A 16,626-nucleotide genomic window follows, 5' to 3' on the forward strand; every position below is an offset into this window, starting at 1 on the left:
TTCGAGGTGCCCTGTTGTCACCCGGCGTCTCGTCGAGATCCAGGCGGAAGGCCTGCCCGCGCGCCAGCTGCACCTTGCCCTCGGCGAAGCGGCCGACGCGCAGCTTGGGGCCCTGCAGATCCATGAGGATGCCGATCGGGCGGCCCAGTTCACGTTTGACCTGGCGGATCCAGCCGAAACGCTCGGCGTGGTCGGCGTGCTCGCCATGGCTGAAATTCAGGCGGAACAGGTTCACGCCAGCTTCGACCAGCGCGCGCACATCGTCGGCGCAGCGGGTGGCCGGGCCGAGGGTGGCGAGGATCTTGACCTTCTTGTCGGGTGTCATGGCAGGCTCGCAGGAGCGCCTCAGGCGCTCGGTGGCAGGATCAGGATGGCGCGGAAATCGTTGACATTGGTGCGTGTCGGGCCGGTGACGATCAGGCTGTCCAGCGCGGCGAAGTAGCCATAGCCGTCGTTGTTGGCCAGTGCATCGGCCGCGCGCAGGCCCAGCGCCTCGGCGCGGGCGAAGCTGTCCGGGGTCATCAGCGCGCCGGCGTTGTCCTCCGAGCCGTCGATGCCATCGGTGTCGCCGGCCAGCGCGTAAACGCCGGGCAGGCCTTGCAGGGCTTCGGTCAGGCCGAGCAGGAACTCGGCGTTGCGCCCGCCGCGGCCGTTGCCGCGCACGGTGACGGTGGTCTCGCCGCCAGAGAGGATCACGCAGGGTGCGGCGATCGGCTGGCCGTGCAGCACCACCTGGCGGGCGATGCCGGCATGCACCTTGGCCACCTCGCGCGCTTCGCCTTCCAGATCACCGAGGATCAGCGGGGTGATACCGGCGGCACGGGCCACCTCGGCTGCCGCATCGAGCGACTGCTGCGGCGTGGCGATCAGCTGGAAGTGGCTGCGCGAGAGCATCGGGTCGCCGGGCTTCAAGGTTTCCGAGCGCGGGTCCTCGAGCCAGGTGCGCACGTTGGCCGGCACCTCGATGTGGTAACGCTCGAGAATCGCCAGCGCCTCGGCCGACGTGGTCGGGTCGGCGACGGTGGGGCCGGAGGCGATCACCGTCGCTTCGTCGCCGGGCACGTCGGAAATCGCATAGGTGTACACGCTGGCCGGCCAGCAGGCCCTGGCCAGGCGCCCGCCCTTGATCGCCGAGAGGTGCTTGCGCACGCAATTCATCTCGCCGATGTGGGCGCCGGAGCGCAGCAGCGCCTTGTTGATCGCCTGCTTGTCGGCCAGCGAGATGCCTTCGGCCGGCAATGCCAGCAGCGAGGAGCCGCCGCCGGAGAGCAGGAAGATCACCCGGTCGCTTTCCTCGAGGTTGCTGACCAGGCCCAGTACGCGGCGGGCGACGCGCTCGCCGGCGTCGTCCGGCACCGGGTGCGCGGCCTCGACCACCTCGATGCGCCGGCAGTCGGCGTGGTGCTCGTAGCGGGTCACCACCAGCCCGGACAGCTCGCCCTCCCAAACCTTTTCGATGGCTTCGGCCATGGCCGCGGCCGCCTTGCCGGCGCCGATGACGATGGCGCGGCCGCTGCGGTCTTCGGGCAGATGGTCGGCCAGCACATGGCGCGGATGGGCGGCTTCGATGGCGCTGTCGAACAGCTGGCGCAGCAGGGCTTGGGGATCGATGGGCATCTCTGGCTCCTTGGTCTTTTCTTGCAGAGGGCCGATTGCAGACCTTAACGCTCGGGCACGCAAGCGCTGAGGACTGAAATCGACCGCGCCCGGCATTCGAGCCGTGACATCTCCTGCCGGGCAGGTCGAGGTGCCACCCGGAGGTGGCGGATGAACCAGGCGCTGCGCAGGTTCCTGGTCGTGGGGGGACGCTGTGATTCCGGCCCCGCGCAGCGCTGGCTCAACCCTTTGAGCACCGCGGCACCTTGTGCCGCGACTACCACCGCCGGATGGATTGCTGTCTGTCTGAAGGCGGTCGTCGCAGATTCGGGTGCAGCGGGCTCGAAGCGGGTCAGTCCTTGCGGATCGAGAAGTTGGCCATGTGCTCCAGGCCCTTGATCAGCGCCGAGTGGTCCCAGCCGCTGCCGCCGATCGCCGCGCAGGTGCTGAATACCTGCTGGGCATTCGCGGTGTTGGGCAGGTTCAGGCCCAGCTCACGCGCGCCGTTGAGGGCGAGGTTGAGATCCTTCTGGTGCAGGGCGATGCGGAAGCCCGGATCAAAGGTGCCCTTGATCATGCGCTCGCCGTGTACCTCGAGGATCTTCGAGCCGGCGAAGCCGCCCATCAGCGCCTCGCGCACCTTGGCCGGATCAGCCCCATTCTTCGCGGCGAACAGCAGCGCCTCGGCGACCGCCTGGATGTTCAACGCGACGATGATCTGGTTGGCCACCTTGGCCGTCTGGCCGTCGCCACTCTCGCCGACGCGGGTGATGTTCTTGCCCATCGCCTGGAACAGCGGCAATGCACGTTCGAAGGCCGCTTCGCTGCCACCGACCATGATCGACAGGGTGGCGGCCTTGGCACCCACTTCGCCGCCGGATACCGGAGCGTCGAGGTACTCGGCGCCGGTGGCCTTGATCTTCTCGGCGAACTGCTTGGTGGCGGTAGGCGAGATCGAGCTCATGTCGATCACCACCTTGCCGGCACCGACGCCGGCGGCCACGCCGTCGGCGCGGAACAGCACGTCTTCGACCTGCGGGGTGTCCGGCACCATGACGATGATGAACTCGGCTTCCTGGGCGACTTCCTGCGGGTTGGCCAGGCCGATGGCGCCGGCTTCGGTCAGTTCGGCCGGGGCCTGATCGTGGTGCTGGGACAGAAAGATCTGGTGGCCGGCTTTCTGCAGGTTGATTGCCATGGGCTTGCCCATGATGCCGGTGCCGATGAATCCGATTTTAGCCATGAGTGTTCTCCTCGATTCTGTAGGGGGCAGGCCGCGCAGCGGCCTGCGTTGCCGGGTGAGCGTGTCAGATGGCGTTGTGGCTCTTCAGCCAGCCGAGGCCGGCCTCGGTGGTGGTGGCCGGCTTGTATTCGCAGCCGACCCAGCCCTGGTAGCCGATGCGGTCCAGGTGCTCGAACAGGAAGCGGTAGTTGATCTCGCCGGTCCCCGGTTCGTGGCGGCCGGGGTTGTCGGCCAGCTGCACGTGGTTGATCGCCGCCAGGTTGCTTTCCATGGTCCGCGCCAGATCGCCTTCCATGATCTGCATGTGATAGATGTCGTACTGCAGCGAGAGGTTGGCGTGGCCGACCTTGTCGCGCAGCTCCAGCGCCTGTGAGGTGTTGTTGAGGAAGAAACGCGGGATGTCGCGGGTGTTGATCATCTCCATCACTAGGCGAATGCCGGCCTCCTCGAGCTTTTGCGCGGCGTAGCGCAGGTTCTCGATAAAGGTGATTTCCAGCTTGCCGAGGTCGGCACCCTTGGGAACGATGCCGGCCAGGCAGTTGACCTGGGTGTTGCCCAGTACCTTGGCGTAGGCGATGGCCTGGTCCACGCCGGCGCGGAACTCCTCGACCCGCTCGGGGAAGATTGCGATGCCACGCTCGCCACCGGCCCAGTCACCGGCCGGCAGGTTGAACAGCACCTGGGTCAGCTTGTTGGCATCCAGCCGGGCCTTGATCTGCTCGGCCGGGTAATCGTAGGGGAACAGGTACTCGACACCGGAAAAGCCGGCCTGGGCGGCAGCGGCGAAGCGGTCCATGAAGTCCTGCTCGGTGAACAGCATCGACAGGTTGGCGGCAAAGCGGGGCATGGTTTTCTCCTGATCTGTAGGGATCACATTCGGTTCTGCATTGCGGTGGCGTGGTGGCCACCCTGGGTGTTGCGTTTGCGGTGGATATGCTTCGCGATATCCACTCTACGGTTGCACTGCGCTGGCGTGGCGTAGGGTGGATAACGCCGCTTGCGGCTTACCCACCGTGTCGCATGGCTTCAATCCAGCAACCCAACCGCCGTCGGCGCGTCCTCGCGGCAGCTGGCCAGCGCCTCGAACTCGTTGATTGCGTCGATCTCGGTGCCCATGGCGATGTTGGTCACCCGCTCGAGGATCACCTCGATCACCACCGGCACCTGGTGTTCGGCCATCCAGGCCTGGGCCTGCTCGATGGCCGGGCGCAGGTCTTCCTGCTTGAACACGCGCAGCGCCTTGCAGCCCAGGCCCTCGACCACCGCGACGTGATCGACGCCGTAGCCTTCCATGCCGCTCTGGTCGGCATTGATGTTCTCGAAGCCGAGCTGCACGCAGTAATCCATGTCGAAGCCGCGCTGCGCCTGGCGGATCAGCCCGAGGTAGGCGTTGTTCACCAGGATGTGCAGGTAGGGCAGCTTGAACTGCGCACCGACGGCCAGTTCCTCGATCATGAACTGGAAGTCGTAGTCGCCGGACAGCGCCACCACCTTGCGCGCCGGGTCCGCGGCGACCACGCCGAGCGCCGCCGGAATGGTCCAGCCGAGCGGGCCGGCCTGGCCGCAGTTGATCCAGTTGCGCGGCTGGTAGACATGCAGGAACTGCGCGGCGGCGATCTGCGACAGGCCGATGGTGCTGACGTAGCAGGTGTCCTTGCCGAAGGCATTGTTCATGCACTGGTACACGCGCTGCGGCTTCATCGGCACGCTGTCGAAGTTGGTCTTGCGCAACATCGTGCGCTTGCGTTCCAGGCAGTCGGCGGCCCAGGCGCGGCGATCCGGCAGACGGCCTTCGGCCTTGCGCGCCTTGGCCACGTCGACGAACAGCTCCAGCGCGGCGCGGGCGTCGGAGACGATGCCGTAGTCCGGCGCGAACACCCGACCGATCTGGGTCGGCTCGATGTCGACGTGAACGAAGGTGCGGCCCTTGGTATAGGTCTCCAGCGAACCGGTGTGGCGGTTGGCCCAGCGGTTGCCGATGCCGAGCACGAAGTCGGATTCGAGCAGGGTCGCGTTGCCGTAGCGGTGGCTGGTCTGCAGCCCGCACATGCCGGCCATCAGCGGATGGTCGTCGGGGATCGAGCCCCAGCCCATCAGCGTCGGGATCACCGGCACGCCGACGGTCTCGGCGAACTCCACCAGCAAGGCCTCGGCTGCGGCGTTGTAGATGCCGCCACCGGCGACGATCAGCGGGCGCTCGGCGGCGCAGAGCATGTCGATGGCTTTCTCGATCTGCTTGCGGGTTGCCGCCGGCTTATAGACCGGCAGCGGCTCATAGGTGTCGACGTCGAACTCGATCTCGGCCATCTGCACGTCGAACGGCAGGTCGATCAGCACCGGGCCGGGGCGGCCTGAGCGCATCACGTGGAAGGCCTGCTGGAACACGCGCGGGACCAGTGCCGGCTCGAGTACGGTGACCGCCCACTTGGTGACCGGCTTGGCGATGGACTCGATGTCCACGGCCTGGAAATCTTCCTTGTGCAGGCGGGCACGCGGTGCTTGCCCGGTGATGCAGAGGATCGGAATGGAGTCGGCGGAAGCCGAGTACAGGCCGGTGATCATGTCGGTGCCGGCCGGGCCGGAGGTGCCGATGCACACGCCGATGTTGCCTGGCTTGGCACGGGTATAGCCCTCGGCCATGTGCGAGGCACCCTCGACGTGACGGGCAAGTACGTGACGGATGCCACCATCGGCCCGCAGGGCGGAATACAGCGGGTTGATCGCCGCGCCGGGAATGCCGAAGGCGGTATCGATGCCTTCCTTGCGCATTACCGCGACGGCGGCATCGATTGCTCTCATGCGGGCCATGGTTCTTCCTCCTGATTCTTGGAATCTGTTCACGATCTGCTGCGCGTCGGCCCTGCTGCGTTAGGAGCAGATCGCTAGCTCGCTGGATCGTGGCTGTCTTTTTATTCGATAGTTTTTCTACGTGGCCCAAGCATGCCGCCCTGTATTCTGTGGCGGAATTGGCCGAGACTTCAGTTCTGTCGATATCAGGAGTATCGAATGGATCGCTATACGACCCTGCGCAGCTTCGTGCTGGTGGCCGACTGCGGCAGCTTCGCCGCCGCCGCGCACAAGGAGAACGTCACCCCGGTGGTCATGGGGCGGCGGCTGGATGCGCTGGAGCGGCATCTGGGCGTCAAGCTGATGCACCGCTCCACCCGCGGCCTGTCGCTGACCGATCTGGGCGAGCAGTATCTGGAGCGCGCCCGCGGGCTGCTCAAGGACTTCGATGAGGTGGACGCCAGCATCAGCCACGACCGCACCTCGGTCCGCGGCCACCTGGTGGTGTCGGCGCCGGCGGCATTCGGGCGGCGGCATATCGGCCCGCACGCACCGGCGTTCCAGGCGCGCTACCCGGACCTGCAACTGTCGTTCAACTTCACCGACAGCGTGGTCGACCTGGTGCGCCACGGTTACGACATGGGCATTCGCATCGGCGAGGTGACCGACCCCAACTATGTGGCGGTGCGGCTGTTCCCGAACAGGCGGGTGGTCTGCGGCTCGCCCGAGTACTTCGCCCGCCACGGTACGCCGACGACGCTGGAGGAACTGACCGAGCACAACTGCCTGGCTTTCAACCTGCAGGGCGGTCAGCAGCGCGGCTGGACTTTTCTGCGCGACGGCCGGCAGGTGGCCATACGCGTGGCCGGCAATCTGGACTGCAATGACGGTGAGCTGTTGTTCGACTGGGTCAAGCAGGGCCTGGGCATCGGCTGGCGCTCGACCTGGGAGATCCAGACCGAGCTCAAGCGCGGCGAGCTGGTCACGGTACTCGACGAGTACGCATTGCCGGCCTACGACATCCAGGCCGTCTACCCGCAGCAGCGCTACCTGCCGGCCAAGGTGCGTTTCTTCATCGACTACCTGAAGGACATCTACAACGCACCGGGCTACTGGGAAGTGCGCTGAGCGGCTCAGTTGCCGCGGTAGGTGGAGAAGCCGTAGGGGCTCGGCAGCAGCGGGATGTGATAGTGCTCGACGCTGCCATCGGCTTCGAAGATCACCGGAACTTCGGGGAAAAAGGTGCTGGCCTTCTGCGTGGCGAACCAGTCGCCGGTCTTGAAGGTGACGCGGTAGGTGCCTTTCTCCAGCGCCTTGCCTTCCGGGTAGAGCGCCGTGATCCGACCCTGCGCGTTGGTCTCGCCGCTGTTGAGTGATTTCCAGGTGTCACCCTGACGTTGTTCCAGGGTGACGCGCACGTCCGGCGAGGGCAGGCCGTTCTCCAGGTTCAGCACGTGCACGCTGAGTGGGTTGCCAGCTGCGAGGGTGAGACCGGACAGGCCGCTGAGCATCAAGCCGGCGGCGATGGAACGTAGTGCTTTCATGGTGTTTTCCTTTTCTTCAGTGGGAGGAGGGCAGCAGTTTTTCGATGGCGGCCACGGCGCAGGCCTCGTCGTTCCTGGCACCGCCGGCACCGGCCACGCCGATGGCACCGATCAGCTCGTCGCCGACTTTCAGCGGCACGCCACCGCCGAGCAGCAGCAGTTCGTCCAGGGTGTTGAGGTTGGCGGCATCCGGCGTGGCGGCGGCGCGCTCAGCGAACAGGCGGGTCGGTGTCTTGCTCGACAGCGCGGTGTAGGCCTTGCGCTGCGCCGCGAGGGTGTTGTGCGGGCCGACGTTGTCGTCGCGGCGCAGGGCAACCAGGTTGCCGCCGCGATCGACCACGGCGACCACCGCGGTGCGGTTCTGCGCATGGCAGGCGTCCAGAGTCTGCTGGATCAGGCCGTCGGCCAGCGCCAGCGAGACGTTCTGCTGGGTGATCGGTGTCGGCGTGGCGGCGTTGGCGCTCAGGGCCGGGGTAAGCACTGCCAGGGCCAGCAGTGACAGTGTGGCGGCGATACGCATATCGGTTTCCTTGGGTGGCTGAGCTTCGAGGCGCATGCTGCCGCCCGCCGCCCGCCGCCCGCCGCCCGCCGCCCGCCGCCCGCCGCCCGTCAGAACCGTTGCCTGCGCATTACGCTTTTGTAATGGCTGACAAGTCCTTGGCCCCATAACCTATGCGCCATCAATGAGGTAATCCGATGCGAATTCTGGTGGTGGAGGACGAGGCCAAGACGGCCGACTACCTCAAGCGTGGGTTGGAGGAGTCCGGCTACCGGGTGGAGGTCGCGCGCAACGGCGTCGACGGCAAACACCTGATCGAGGAGGAAACGTTCGATCTGGTAATCCTCGACGTCATGCTGCCCGGGCTCGATGGCTGGCAGCTGGTGCAGGTGGTGCGCCAGCGCTCGGCGCACACGCCGGTGCTGTTCCTCACCGCCCGCGATGCGGTGGAAGACCGGGTGCGCGGGCTGGAACTGGGCGCCGACGACTACCTCATCAAACCCTTTTCCTACGCCGAGCTGCTGGCGCGGGTACGCACCCTGCTGCGGCGCGGCCCGCCGCGCGAGGTCGAACGTTTCCACGTCGCCGACCTGGAGCTGGACCTGCTGCGCCGCCGCGTCACCCGTCAGGGCGAGCGCATCAACCTGACCAACAAGGAGTTCGCCTTGCTGCACCTCTTGCTCAGCCGTCAGGGCGAGGTGCTGTCCCGCGCGCAGATCGCCTCGCAGGTCTGGCAGATGAATTTCGACAGCGACACCAACGTGGTCGACGTGGCGATCCGCCGGCTGCGCGCCAAGGTCGACGATCCCTATCCGCTCAAGCTCATCCACACCGTGCGCGGCATGGGCTACGTGCTGGACCTCTCGGCATGAGTCTGTTGCCACGCTCGCTCAGCCTGCGCCTGGCGCTGGCCTTCGCCCTCGTCGCGGTGGTGCTGCTCGGGGCCATCGGCCTCTACCTGTACCGCTCGCTGGCGCGCGAGATCGTCTGGCGCGACGACCAGGCGCTGCTCGGCCGGCTGGAGCGCATGCAGGCACTGCTGGATGACAGCGCCAGCATCGACGCGCTGCGCCAGCGGCCGCAGCTCTACGAGAACATGCTGGGCAACCGCGACAGCCTGCTCTGGCTGCTGGATGCCCAGGGGCGCGCGCTGATCGAGATCAACCCGGCGCGGCTGCCCATTCCGCCACTGCCGGCCGGCGACGCTGCGGCGCTGCAGGATATCGGCGAGGCGCGGCTGGCCTGGCGGCGGCTGCCGGGCGAGGCGGGGTTGACGCTGGTGGCCGGGCGCCTGCTAGCCGAGCGCGAACAGATGCTCGCGGCCTACCGTGTGAAGCTGTGGTGGGCGCTGAGCCTCGGTGCGCTGCTGGCGTCCGTGCTCGGCTGGCTGATCAGCCGGCGCGCGCTACGCCCGGTGCGCCAGCTGACGCGTCAGGCCCTGGCGATCAATGTGCAGCATCTGCACCTGCGCCTGGACGACTCGACCGTGCCGAACGAGCTGGAACCGCTACGCGTGGCGCTGAACCAGATGCTCGACCGGCTGGAACAGGGTTTCGCCCGGCTGTCGCGCTTCAGCGAGGACCTGGCCCACGAGATGCGTACGCCATTGGGCAACCTCATGGGCCAGACCCAGCAACTGCTGCACCGTGCCCGCGCGGCGGAGGATTACCAGGCACTGCTGGCCTCCAATCAGGAGGAGTACGAGCGCCTGGCGCGGATGATCGACAACATGCTGTTTCTCGCCCGTGCCGAGCAGCCGGCGGCGGCCATCGAGCGGCAGCGCTTTGCACTGCCGGCACTGGTCGAGCAACTGTGCGACTACTTCGAAGGCGTCGCCGAAGAGCGCGGCATCCAGCTGCTCGACGAGACCGAGGGTGAGCTGTGCGGCGACCCCGAACTGATTCGCCGGGCGCTGGCAAACTTGCTGGCCAACGCGCTGCGCTACGGCGCGGCCGACAGCCCGGTGCGCATCGTCAGCGGCTCAGAGGACGGCTGGCGGATGGTCAGCGTGATCAATCTGGGGCCGGCGATTGCCGCCGAGCACCTGCCGCGGCTGTTCGACCGCTTTTACCGCTGCGATCCGTCACGCGCCGAGCCGGGTGATTCCGGCGGCCTGGGGCTGGCCATCGTGCGCTCGATCGCGCAGCTGCACGGCGGCGAGGTGGAGGTGAGCAGCGACGCGCAGGCCACCGTGTTCACCCTGCGCTTGCCGCTCGGTCCCGACTGACGACATGGGGCGGACGGATGCGGGCCTGTGCGGTCACAGCTAAGGTGAACACTATCGGCTGAGCAGCGAGGCGCTTGTGGACCGCTTGAAAATCGCCACCTTCAACATCAACGGCATCCGTGCGCGCCTGCCCAACCTGCTCGAGTGGCTGGCGCGCGAGCAGCCCGATGTGGTCTGCCTGCAGGAGCTCAAGGCGCAGGATGCCGACTTCCCCATCGATGACATCCGTGGCGCCGGCTACGGCGCCATCTGGCACGGGCAAAAGTCCTGGAACGGCGTGGCCATTCTTGCCCGTGACAGCGAACCGCTGGAGATCCGCCGCGGCCTGCCCGGCGACCCGGACGACAGCCACAGCCGCTATCTGGAGGCCGCGGTGCACGGGGTGATCGTCGCCAGCCTCTATCTACCCAACGGCAACCCGCAGCCCGGGCCGAAGTTCGACTACAAGCTGGCCTGGTTCGAGCGGCTGATCGAGCACGCCGCCGGCTTGCTCGCCAGCGGGCATCCGGTGGTGCTGGCCGGCGACTACAACGTGGTGCCGACCGACGAGGACATCTACAACCCGCGCTCCTGGCTGAAGGACGCGCTGCTGCAGCCGGAAAGCCGCGAATGTTTCGAGCGCCTGCTGGCGCAGGGCTGGACCGACGCGTTGCGCGCCAGATACCCGGACGAGCGCATCTACACCTTCTGGGACTACTTTCGACAGCACTGGCAGAAGAACTCCGGGCTGCGCATCGACCATCTGCTGCTCAGCCCGGACCTCGCGCCGCGCCTGCAGGACGCTGGCGTGGATCGCTGGGTGCGCGGGCAGGAACATGCCAGTGACCACGCGCCGACCTGGGTCTTACTCGAGGCTGCGCCAGGGAAACGATAGCGCCAAACGGGTGGTCTGAACTTCGAGGGTGCAGTGGCCCCTTGCAATCAGAAGCGCTACGTAAAGTGCCGACCCGTTCGAGGCAGCGCAGGAGGGAATCATGGTGGGTGAGGAATCGAATCCGGAGGAGGCGACCGAGCGACGGGGGCCTTTCTCGGTGCTGGAGTTCGAGTCCAGCAACATGACCATAAGCGAGATGCTCGCAGAGGCCCTGCATGCGGTCAGGCTGCACCTGGATATGGATGTGGCCTTTATCGGCGAGTTTCGTGAAGGCCAGCGGATCTTCCGCTATGTGGATGGCCGCGCCAGCCCGCTGCCGATCGCCGAGAACACCGGCAGCCCGCTGGACGAGACCTATTGCCAGCGTGTCGTCGACGGCCGCCTGCCCGAACTCATTCCCGATACCGGCCAGCTGCCGGCCAGCGCCTTTCCGCATACGCCTGGCGTGGTAGTCGGCGCACACCTCGGGGTGCCGATCCGTTTCAGCGACGGCAGCCTGTTCGGCACCTTCTGCTGCTTCAGCAGCCAGCCCGACCACACGCTGAACGTGCGTGACCTGCACACGCTGCGCCTGTTCGCCGGTTTCGCCGGCAAGTTGCTGCAACGCCAGACCAGCCGTGCGCGAGTGCAGCGAAGCAAGCTGGCGCGGATCGAAGAGACCTTGCGCTCGCAGGCCTACCACGTGGTCTACCAGCCCATCGTCCAGCTCGAAGCCGGTACGGCACTGGGCTACGAGGCGCTCGCGCGCTTCAGCGGCGAACCGCTGCGCTCGCCGGACCGCTGGTTTCTCGAGGCCGGCGAGGTCGGCCTGCAGCGCGAGCTGGAGATCGCGCTGATCGTCGAGGCGCTCAAGGGGCTCGAGCAGTTGCCAGGCGACAGCTATATCTCGCTCAACGTCTCGCCGGAGACCATCATCGGCGGCCAGCTGAGGCCGGTGCTGGAAGAGCAGCCGCTGGCGCGGCTGATGCTGGAGATCACCGAGCATGCCTGCATCTGCGACTACGAGCGGGTCGAGGAAGAACTGCGCCCGCTGCGCGAGCGCGGCCTGCGCCTGGCGGTCGACGATGCCGGTGCCGGCTATGCGAGTTTCCGCCACATCCTCAGGCTGCGGCCGGACGTCATCAAGCTCGACGGCAGCCTGATCAATAACCTGGACGGCGACAGCAACTGCCGGGCGCTGGCGGCCGCGCTGATCCGCTTCGCCGCGGAAACCGGCAGCAAGGTAGTTGCCGAAGGGGTGGAAACCGAGGAGGAGCTGGCCGTGCTGCGCACGCTCGGCGTGAAAAAGGCCCAGGGTTATCTGCTCGGCCGCCCGGCGCCGCTGGGCGCGGCCAGCTAGGTGCGCTCGGTGACTTCGCAGCCCTTGAGCACCAGGCGGATGATGGTTTCGGCCGCCGCCTCGTAGTCGCTGTCTTCGAGCGCCGCCTTGCCGGTCACGGTGGAAATCTGCCAGTCGAAGTCGGCGTAGGTCTGGGTGGCCGCCCAGATGCTGAACAGCAGGTGGTTGGGGTCGACCCTGGCCATCAGCCCGGCGTCGATCCAGCGCTGGATGCAGGCGATATTGTGCGCCGCCTGGGCGTTGAGCTGGGCCACGCGTTCCGGCGACAGATGCGGCGCCCCGTGCATGATCTCGCTGGCGAAGACCTTCGATGCGTAGGCGTGGTCGCGCGAGATGCGGATTTTCGTGCGGATGTAGGCGCGCAACACATCGCCCGGTTCGCCGGGCTCGTTGAACGGCGCGGATGCTTCGAGCAGCGGCTCGACGATGCTTTCCAGCACCTCTCGGTAGAGGTTTTCCTTGGACTTGAAGTAGTAGTAGACGTTGGGCTTGGGTAGCCCGGCGCGGGCCGCGATATCGCTCGTCTTGGTGGCGGCGAAGCCCTTCTCGGCGAATTCTTCGCTGGCGGCACGCAGGATCAGTTCTTTGTTGCGCTCACGAATGCTCGACATGCGGACCTGCTTGGCTGGCACCGCCCGGCCAGGCGGCGTTGCGCGGCATGCTAGCACCCGCTTCTTCGGCCTCTCAACCGCACCGCCGCTCGTCGGGCGCCGCGTCGGTCGGCGGTTCCGCTATCAAGTTCAGCGGCGGCAGGCCGCTAAGCCTGTTTGCCTGTACTGAAAATTGTGTACAGTGATGGCCAAATGATGTGTACGAAATTACCCGCACGAGGTTGCCTCCATGCCGTTCTTCAAGCGCAGCATCCAGTGGCAGTTGATCCTCAGCATGGGCGCTGCCCTGCTGACGAGTCTGCTGATCGTCATTCTGGTCTACGCCTCTGCCGTCGAACGGCTGGCCGAGCGCTACCTGCTCGACGAGGCGTTGCCGGCCAACATCAACGCCATCGCGCATGACATCGAACGCACCCTGGCCGGCCCGATCACCGCGACCGCGGCGATCGCCGGCAACACGCTGGTGCATGACTGGCTCGGCCAGGGCGAGGACCCGCAGCAGGCCGCCGCCATTGCCCGCTACCTGCACGGCGTCAAGACGCAGCAGAACGCACTGGCCACCTCCATCGCCGTGCTCGACAGCGGGCACTACTATTCCGACGCGGGGCTCAGCCGCACGCTGTCGCGCTCGGCAGCCGCCGACGCCTGGTTCTACAGCCTGGTCGACGGCAGTCAGGAGCGCCGGCTGGAGCTGGACATCGACAAGGCGACCCGCCAGCCGACGCTGTTCATCAATCAGCGCATCAGCGCCGGCGGGCGTGTGCTCGGCGTCGCCGGGCTGGGCTACAGCCTGAGCAGCATGTCCGCGCTGATCGCCGACTTCCGCTTTGGCGAGCGCGGCGAGGTATACCTCGTCGGCAGTGACGGACAGGTCAAGATCCATCCGCAGAGCGAGCGCAACGGGCGTGCCGCGCTCACCGAGCTGACCGGCGCCGAGGCGGCCGGGCAACTGCAGTCCGGCAGCGGCGGGGTGGTGCGCTTCGAGCGCGACGGCGAGACCTTTCTGGCCATGGCCAAGCCGCTCGAAGGCCTCGGCTGGCAGCTGGTCGCCGAGGTGCCGGAGGCCGAGATCTTCGGCGAGGCACGGCGCACCCTGTGGACCACCAGCCTGATCGGCGCGGCCATTGGCCTGGCCTTTCTCGGCGTGATCGTGCTGCTGGCTCGCGGACTGGTACGGCCGATTCGGCAGGTCACGGCCGCGCTGGTCGAGATCGGCGGCGGTGGCGGTGACCTGACCCGTCGGCTCGACGAGAGCCGGGCCGACGAGCTTGGCGACCTGGCGCGAGGGTTCAACCGCTTCATTGCCAGCCTGCGCGGGTTGATCGGCGACGTGCTGAAGACCGGCGAGCAGTTGCGCACGGCGGTCGGCCAGGTTGCGCGGGTGGTCGACGACACCGCGATGCGCGCCGGGCGACAGCACGAGATGACCGACATGGTGGCTACCGCCGTGCACGAGATGGGCCTGACCGTGCAGGAGATCGCGCGCAATGCCAGCAACGCCGCGCAGGCGTCGCAGGGCGCGCGCAGCGAAGCGCTGGAGGCGCGCCAGGTGGTTGGCGAGTCCATTGCCCATATCGAGCGGATGTCCGGGCAGATCGGCCAGGCAGCCGGTTCGGTGACCGAGCTGGCGCAGCAGGTGGCTTCCATCGATCAGGTGCTGGCGGTGATTCGCAGCATTTCCGAGCAGACCAACCTGCTGGCGCTGAACGCGGCGATCGAAGCCGCCCGTGCCGGCGACATGGGCCGAGGGTTTGCCGTGGTCGCCGACGAGGTGCGGACCCTGGCCAGTCGCACCCAGGCCTCCACCGACGAGATCCAGCAGATGATCGCGCGGCTGAAGAGCGGTGCCGAGACCGCCGTCGGCGCCATGCACGCCGGCCAGGCGGCCACCGGCACCGGCGTGGCGGCCAGCCAGCGTACCGGGCAGTCGCTCGGCGCAATCACCGAGCAGGTCGAGTCGATCAGCGACATGAACACCCAAGTGGCTGCCGCGACCGAGGAGCAGAGCAGCGTGACCGAGGAGATCACCCGCAATGTGCAGGGTATCGCCGACCTGGCGCAGGCCACCGCGCGCGATGTTCAGGCCTGCCGCAGCGACTGTCAGGCGCTCTCGCAACTGGCCGTGGACCTGGGGCGGCAGATGGGAAGTTTCCGGTTGTAAGGGGCAGCGGCCGTGGCGCAGAACCTCCGTTTCTTGCGCGCCTGGTTTGGCCACTGCGGTTCGCGCAGCGTGATGGCGATTGGCGAGGCGCCTGCCGGCCTGGTGGAGCCTGGCGGGCGATGCGCGTTTTCCAATCGCCGACCCCATGTCGCTGGCTTCTTTCCGCGCGGGCTCCATTCGGCCTCCGAGGGGCCGTTGGCGTTGCCTGTCAGACCTTGCAAGGTGAGGTGAAGCCAAAACAGAGCGGAGCCTGGCGAAGTGCTCTGCTCGAACTTCTCGGTGACGCGGCCGCGCCCGCGCCAGAAGGCCGGGTGGTGCTGTGCACGGAAGACGTGAGGCGTGGAGGCCGAGCGAGTGACGATGGACGGCGCCGCGAGGCAAGGACGTCCCTTCGTGAAGGGGCCCCTGTGCAGCGCCGGAGCGGGCAATCGGGCCGTGAAATGGCGAGATCGTGCTGTCGGGCGTTTGCTCGTTTCGCGCCGGCCGGCGATCCGGAGCGATGCGCAAGTGGCTCGGCCGCAGAGCCGAGATCCGGGTTGGCAGCCCGCTCGGCACGCGTCCGATCCATCAGGCCGGCTGCGGCGCAACGCTCGCCGGTCCGCTACCCGTCTCGCTGCCACATCAGTCTTCAACCACAAAAAAGGGCGACCCGCGGGCCGCCCTTTTCGGTGTTGCCGCAGACTCAGAAATGCACCTTGACGATGGCGCTGAAGGTGTTCTGGTCGGTCTTGCCCACGAAGTTGCGGCTCACGAAGCCGCCATCCTCGATGCCGTACTTGTTGCTCCAGTAGTCGTACTCGATACCGACGTACAGCTGCTTCTCGCCCCAGTTCAGCGCCTTGCCCAGGTCGTACTTGATCTGCGGGGTGAAGTGGAAGTTGGCGTGGTATTCCTCGCCGCGCGAGTTGCGGTCGTTGTCCACCACCCAGTCGATGAAGCCGTCGATGAGGATGTCCGAGTTGCCCACCGGCAGGGTGTAGCCCCACACCGGGGTGATCTGCCAGACGCCATCGCCGGCGCGATCGCCGTCGGTGTTGCGGTTGTAGATGTTCAGCGAGAAGTAGTCGAAGCCCGGGATGTCGAGATCGAAGCCGGGGCCGATCAGGTAGCTCTCCACGTCGCCTTCGCCGAACTCGTAGGTCATGGCCAGCAAGACGTCCTTGACCGGACCGACGCTCAGGTCGCGCTGGAAGATCTTGCCGAACGACAGGCGTGGGGAAAATTCGCCGTAGAAGCTGCTGTCGTCGTTGCCGTTGTCGTTGCCCTTGCCGTTGTAGTGGATCGAGTCGACGAAGAAGAAGGTGTCGCCGTACTTCCAGCCATTGACGTGTTCGAAGGTCACGGTCTGCTGGATCGGCGAGTCGATCTTGTAGTTGTGCCCGTACAGGTAGGTCAGGCTGTTGTTCTGCCAGTACAGCAGGCCTTCGGCCATCGCCGGCGCGGCCAGCGTGCTGCCCGCCAGGGCCAGAGCGAGGGGAGCGGTCTTCAGGTGCATGGGGAGGTTCCTGTGGTTGCCAAGTGTCGTTTTTTGCCTCGCATTGTCTTGCAAGCGCAGCGAGGCGGGAAGCGTGCTGCGGCGTCAGCCCGGTGAACCTGCGTCGGTTCGGCTGAGGCATGGCGTCGCAGGCGACGGGCCGGTGGCGTCAGGCGGCTGAGGATTGTCCTGCAGCGCAGGCGGCGGACCGTGACGTCGGGCGGGCGCTGGACGGGCGAGCGAGGTTCGCGAAAGGGGCGACATGCGTCGG

Annotated in this window: 14 protein-coding genes and 1 pseudogene; 6 read left to right on the forward strand and 9 right to left on the reverse strand. The window is 66.9% G+C overall.

The features are described from left to right. Nucleotides 1–10: 10 nt before the first annotated feature. The 5 genes and pseudogenes from CL52_RS05360 to gcl all read right to left on the reverse strand — a co-directional run. Nucleotides 11–325: pseudogene (locus tag CL52_RS05360) on the reverse strand (pyruvate kinase); the annotation flags it as partial. 20 nt (nucleotides 326–345) lie between these two features. Beyond that, a complete protein-coding gene (locus CL52_RS05365; RefSeq protein ID WP_043218980.1) occupies nucleotides 346–1,617 on the reverse strand; it encodes a glycerate kinase type-2 family protein in 1,272 nt (423 codons plus the stop codon). A 331-nt stretch (nucleotides 1,618–1,948) separates the two neighbouring features. Next, nucleotides 1,949–2,839 carry a 2-hydroxy-3-oxopropionate reductase gene (locus tag CL52_RS05370; protein WP_043218982.1) on the reverse strand — a complete coding sequence of 297 codons (891 nt, stop codon included), beginning with the start codon at nucleotides 2,837–2,839 and terminating at the stop codon, nucleotides 1,949–1,951. A gap of 64 nt (nucleotides 2,840–2,903) precedes the next feature. Then, entirely contained in the window at nucleotides 2,904–3,686 is a 783-nt protein-coding gene (gene hyi / locus CL52_RS05375; protein ID WP_043218983.1) for a hydroxypyruvate isomerase, read from the reverse strand. 179 nt (nucleotides 3,687–3,865) lie between these two features. Continuing rightward, nucleotides 3,866–5,647, reverse strand: a complete 1,782-nt coding sequence (gene gcl / locus CL52_RS05380) for a glyoxylate carboligase (protein ID WP_043218984.1) — start codon at nucleotides 5,645–5,647, stop codon at nucleotides 3,866–3,868. Nucleotides 5,648–5,845: 198 nt separating this feature from the next. Between gcl and CL52_RS05385 the strand changes: the two genes are divergently transcribed. Further along, on the forward strand, nucleotides 5,846–6,754 hold the full coding sequence (locus CL52_RS05385; RefSeq protein WP_043218985.1) for a LysR family transcriptional regulator: 909 nt from the start codon (nucleotides 5,846–5,848) through the stop codon (nucleotides 6,752–6,754). A 5-nt stretch (nucleotides 6,755–6,759) separates the two neighbouring features. Here CL52_RS05385 and uraH read toward each other — a convergent pair whose 3' ends face one another. Next, a complete protein-coding gene (gene uraH, locus CL52_RS05390; protein WP_043218986.1) occupies nucleotides 6,760–7,170 on the reverse strand; it encodes a hydroxyisourate hydrolase in 411 nt (136 codons plus the stop codon). Nucleotides 7,171–7,186: 16 nt separating this feature from the next. Then, entirely contained in the window at nucleotides 7,187–7,690 is a 504-nt protein-coding gene (locus tag CL52_RS05395) for a GlcG/HbpS family heme-binding protein (RefSeq protein ID WP_043218988.1), read from the reverse strand. 176 nt (nucleotides 7,691–7,866) lie between these two features. On the opposite strand from CL52_RS05395, the gene CL52_RS05400 reads away from it, so the two are divergent. From CL52_RS05400 to CL52_RS05415, 4 genes are all read left to right on the forward strand, one after another. Next, entirely contained in the window at nucleotides 7,867–8,541 is a 675-nt protein-coding gene (locus CL52_RS05400; RefSeq protein ID WP_043218989.1) for a heavy metal response regulator transcription factor, read from the forward strand. Continuing rightward, complete coding sequence (locus tag CL52_RS05405; RefSeq protein WP_043218990.1) at nucleotides 8,538–9,896, forward strand: heavy metal sensor histidine kinase; 1,359 nt, start codon at nucleotides 8,538–8,540, stop codon at nucleotides 9,894–9,896. The genes CL52_RS05400 and CL52_RS05405 overlap by 4 nt, the downstream gene beginning before the upstream one ends. A 76-nt stretch (nucleotides 9,897–9,972) precedes the next feature. After that, nucleotides 9,973–10,770, forward strand: coding sequence for an exodeoxyribonuclease III (gene xth, locus CL52_RS05410; protein ID WP_043218991.1), 798 nt, complete (start codon nucleotides 9,973–9,975; stop codon nucleotides 10,768–10,770). A 100-nt stretch (nucleotides 10,771–10,870) separates the two neighbouring features. Then, nucleotides 10,871–12,109 (forward strand): sensor domain-containing phosphodiesterase, encoded by a 1,239-nt coding sequence (locus tag CL52_RS05415; RefSeq protein ID WP_043218992.1) that lies wholly within the window; start codon nucleotides 10,871–10,873, stop codon nucleotides 12,107–12,109. On the opposite strand, the gene CL52_RS05420 is transcribed toward CL52_RS05415, so the two are convergent. Further along, entirely contained in the window at nucleotides 12,106–12,720 is a 615-nt protein-coding gene (locus tag CL52_RS05420) for a TetR/AcrR family transcriptional regulator (protein WP_041107363.1), read from the reverse strand. The genes CL52_RS05415 and CL52_RS05420 overlap by 4 nt on opposite strands. 229 nt (nucleotides 12,721–12,949) lie before the next feature. On the opposite strand from CL52_RS05420, the gene CL52_RS05425 reads away from it, so the two are divergent. Beyond that, nucleotides 12,950–14,881 carry a methyl-accepting chemotaxis protein gene (locus tag CL52_RS05425; protein WP_043218993.1) on the forward strand — a complete coding sequence of 644 codons (1,932 nt, stop codon included), beginning with the start codon at nucleotides 12,950–12,952 and terminating at the stop codon, nucleotides 14,879–14,881. A gap of 682 nt (nucleotides 14,882–15,563) precedes the next feature. Here CL52_RS05425 and CL52_RS05430 read toward each other — a convergent pair. After that, nucleotides 15,564–16,376, reverse strand: coding sequence for an outer membrane protein OmpK (locus CL52_RS05430; RefSeq protein ID WP_043218994.1), 813 nt, complete (start codon nucleotides 16,374–16,376; stop codon nucleotides 15,564–15,566). Nucleotides 16,377–16,626: the final 250 nt, after the last annotated feature.

It is taken from the genome of Stutzerimonas balearica DSM 6083 (genome assembly GCF_000818015.1).
Classification (GTDB): domain Bacteria; phylum Pseudomonadota; class Gammaproteobacteria; order Pseudomonadales; family Pseudomonadaceae; genus Stutzerimonas; species Stutzerimonas balearica.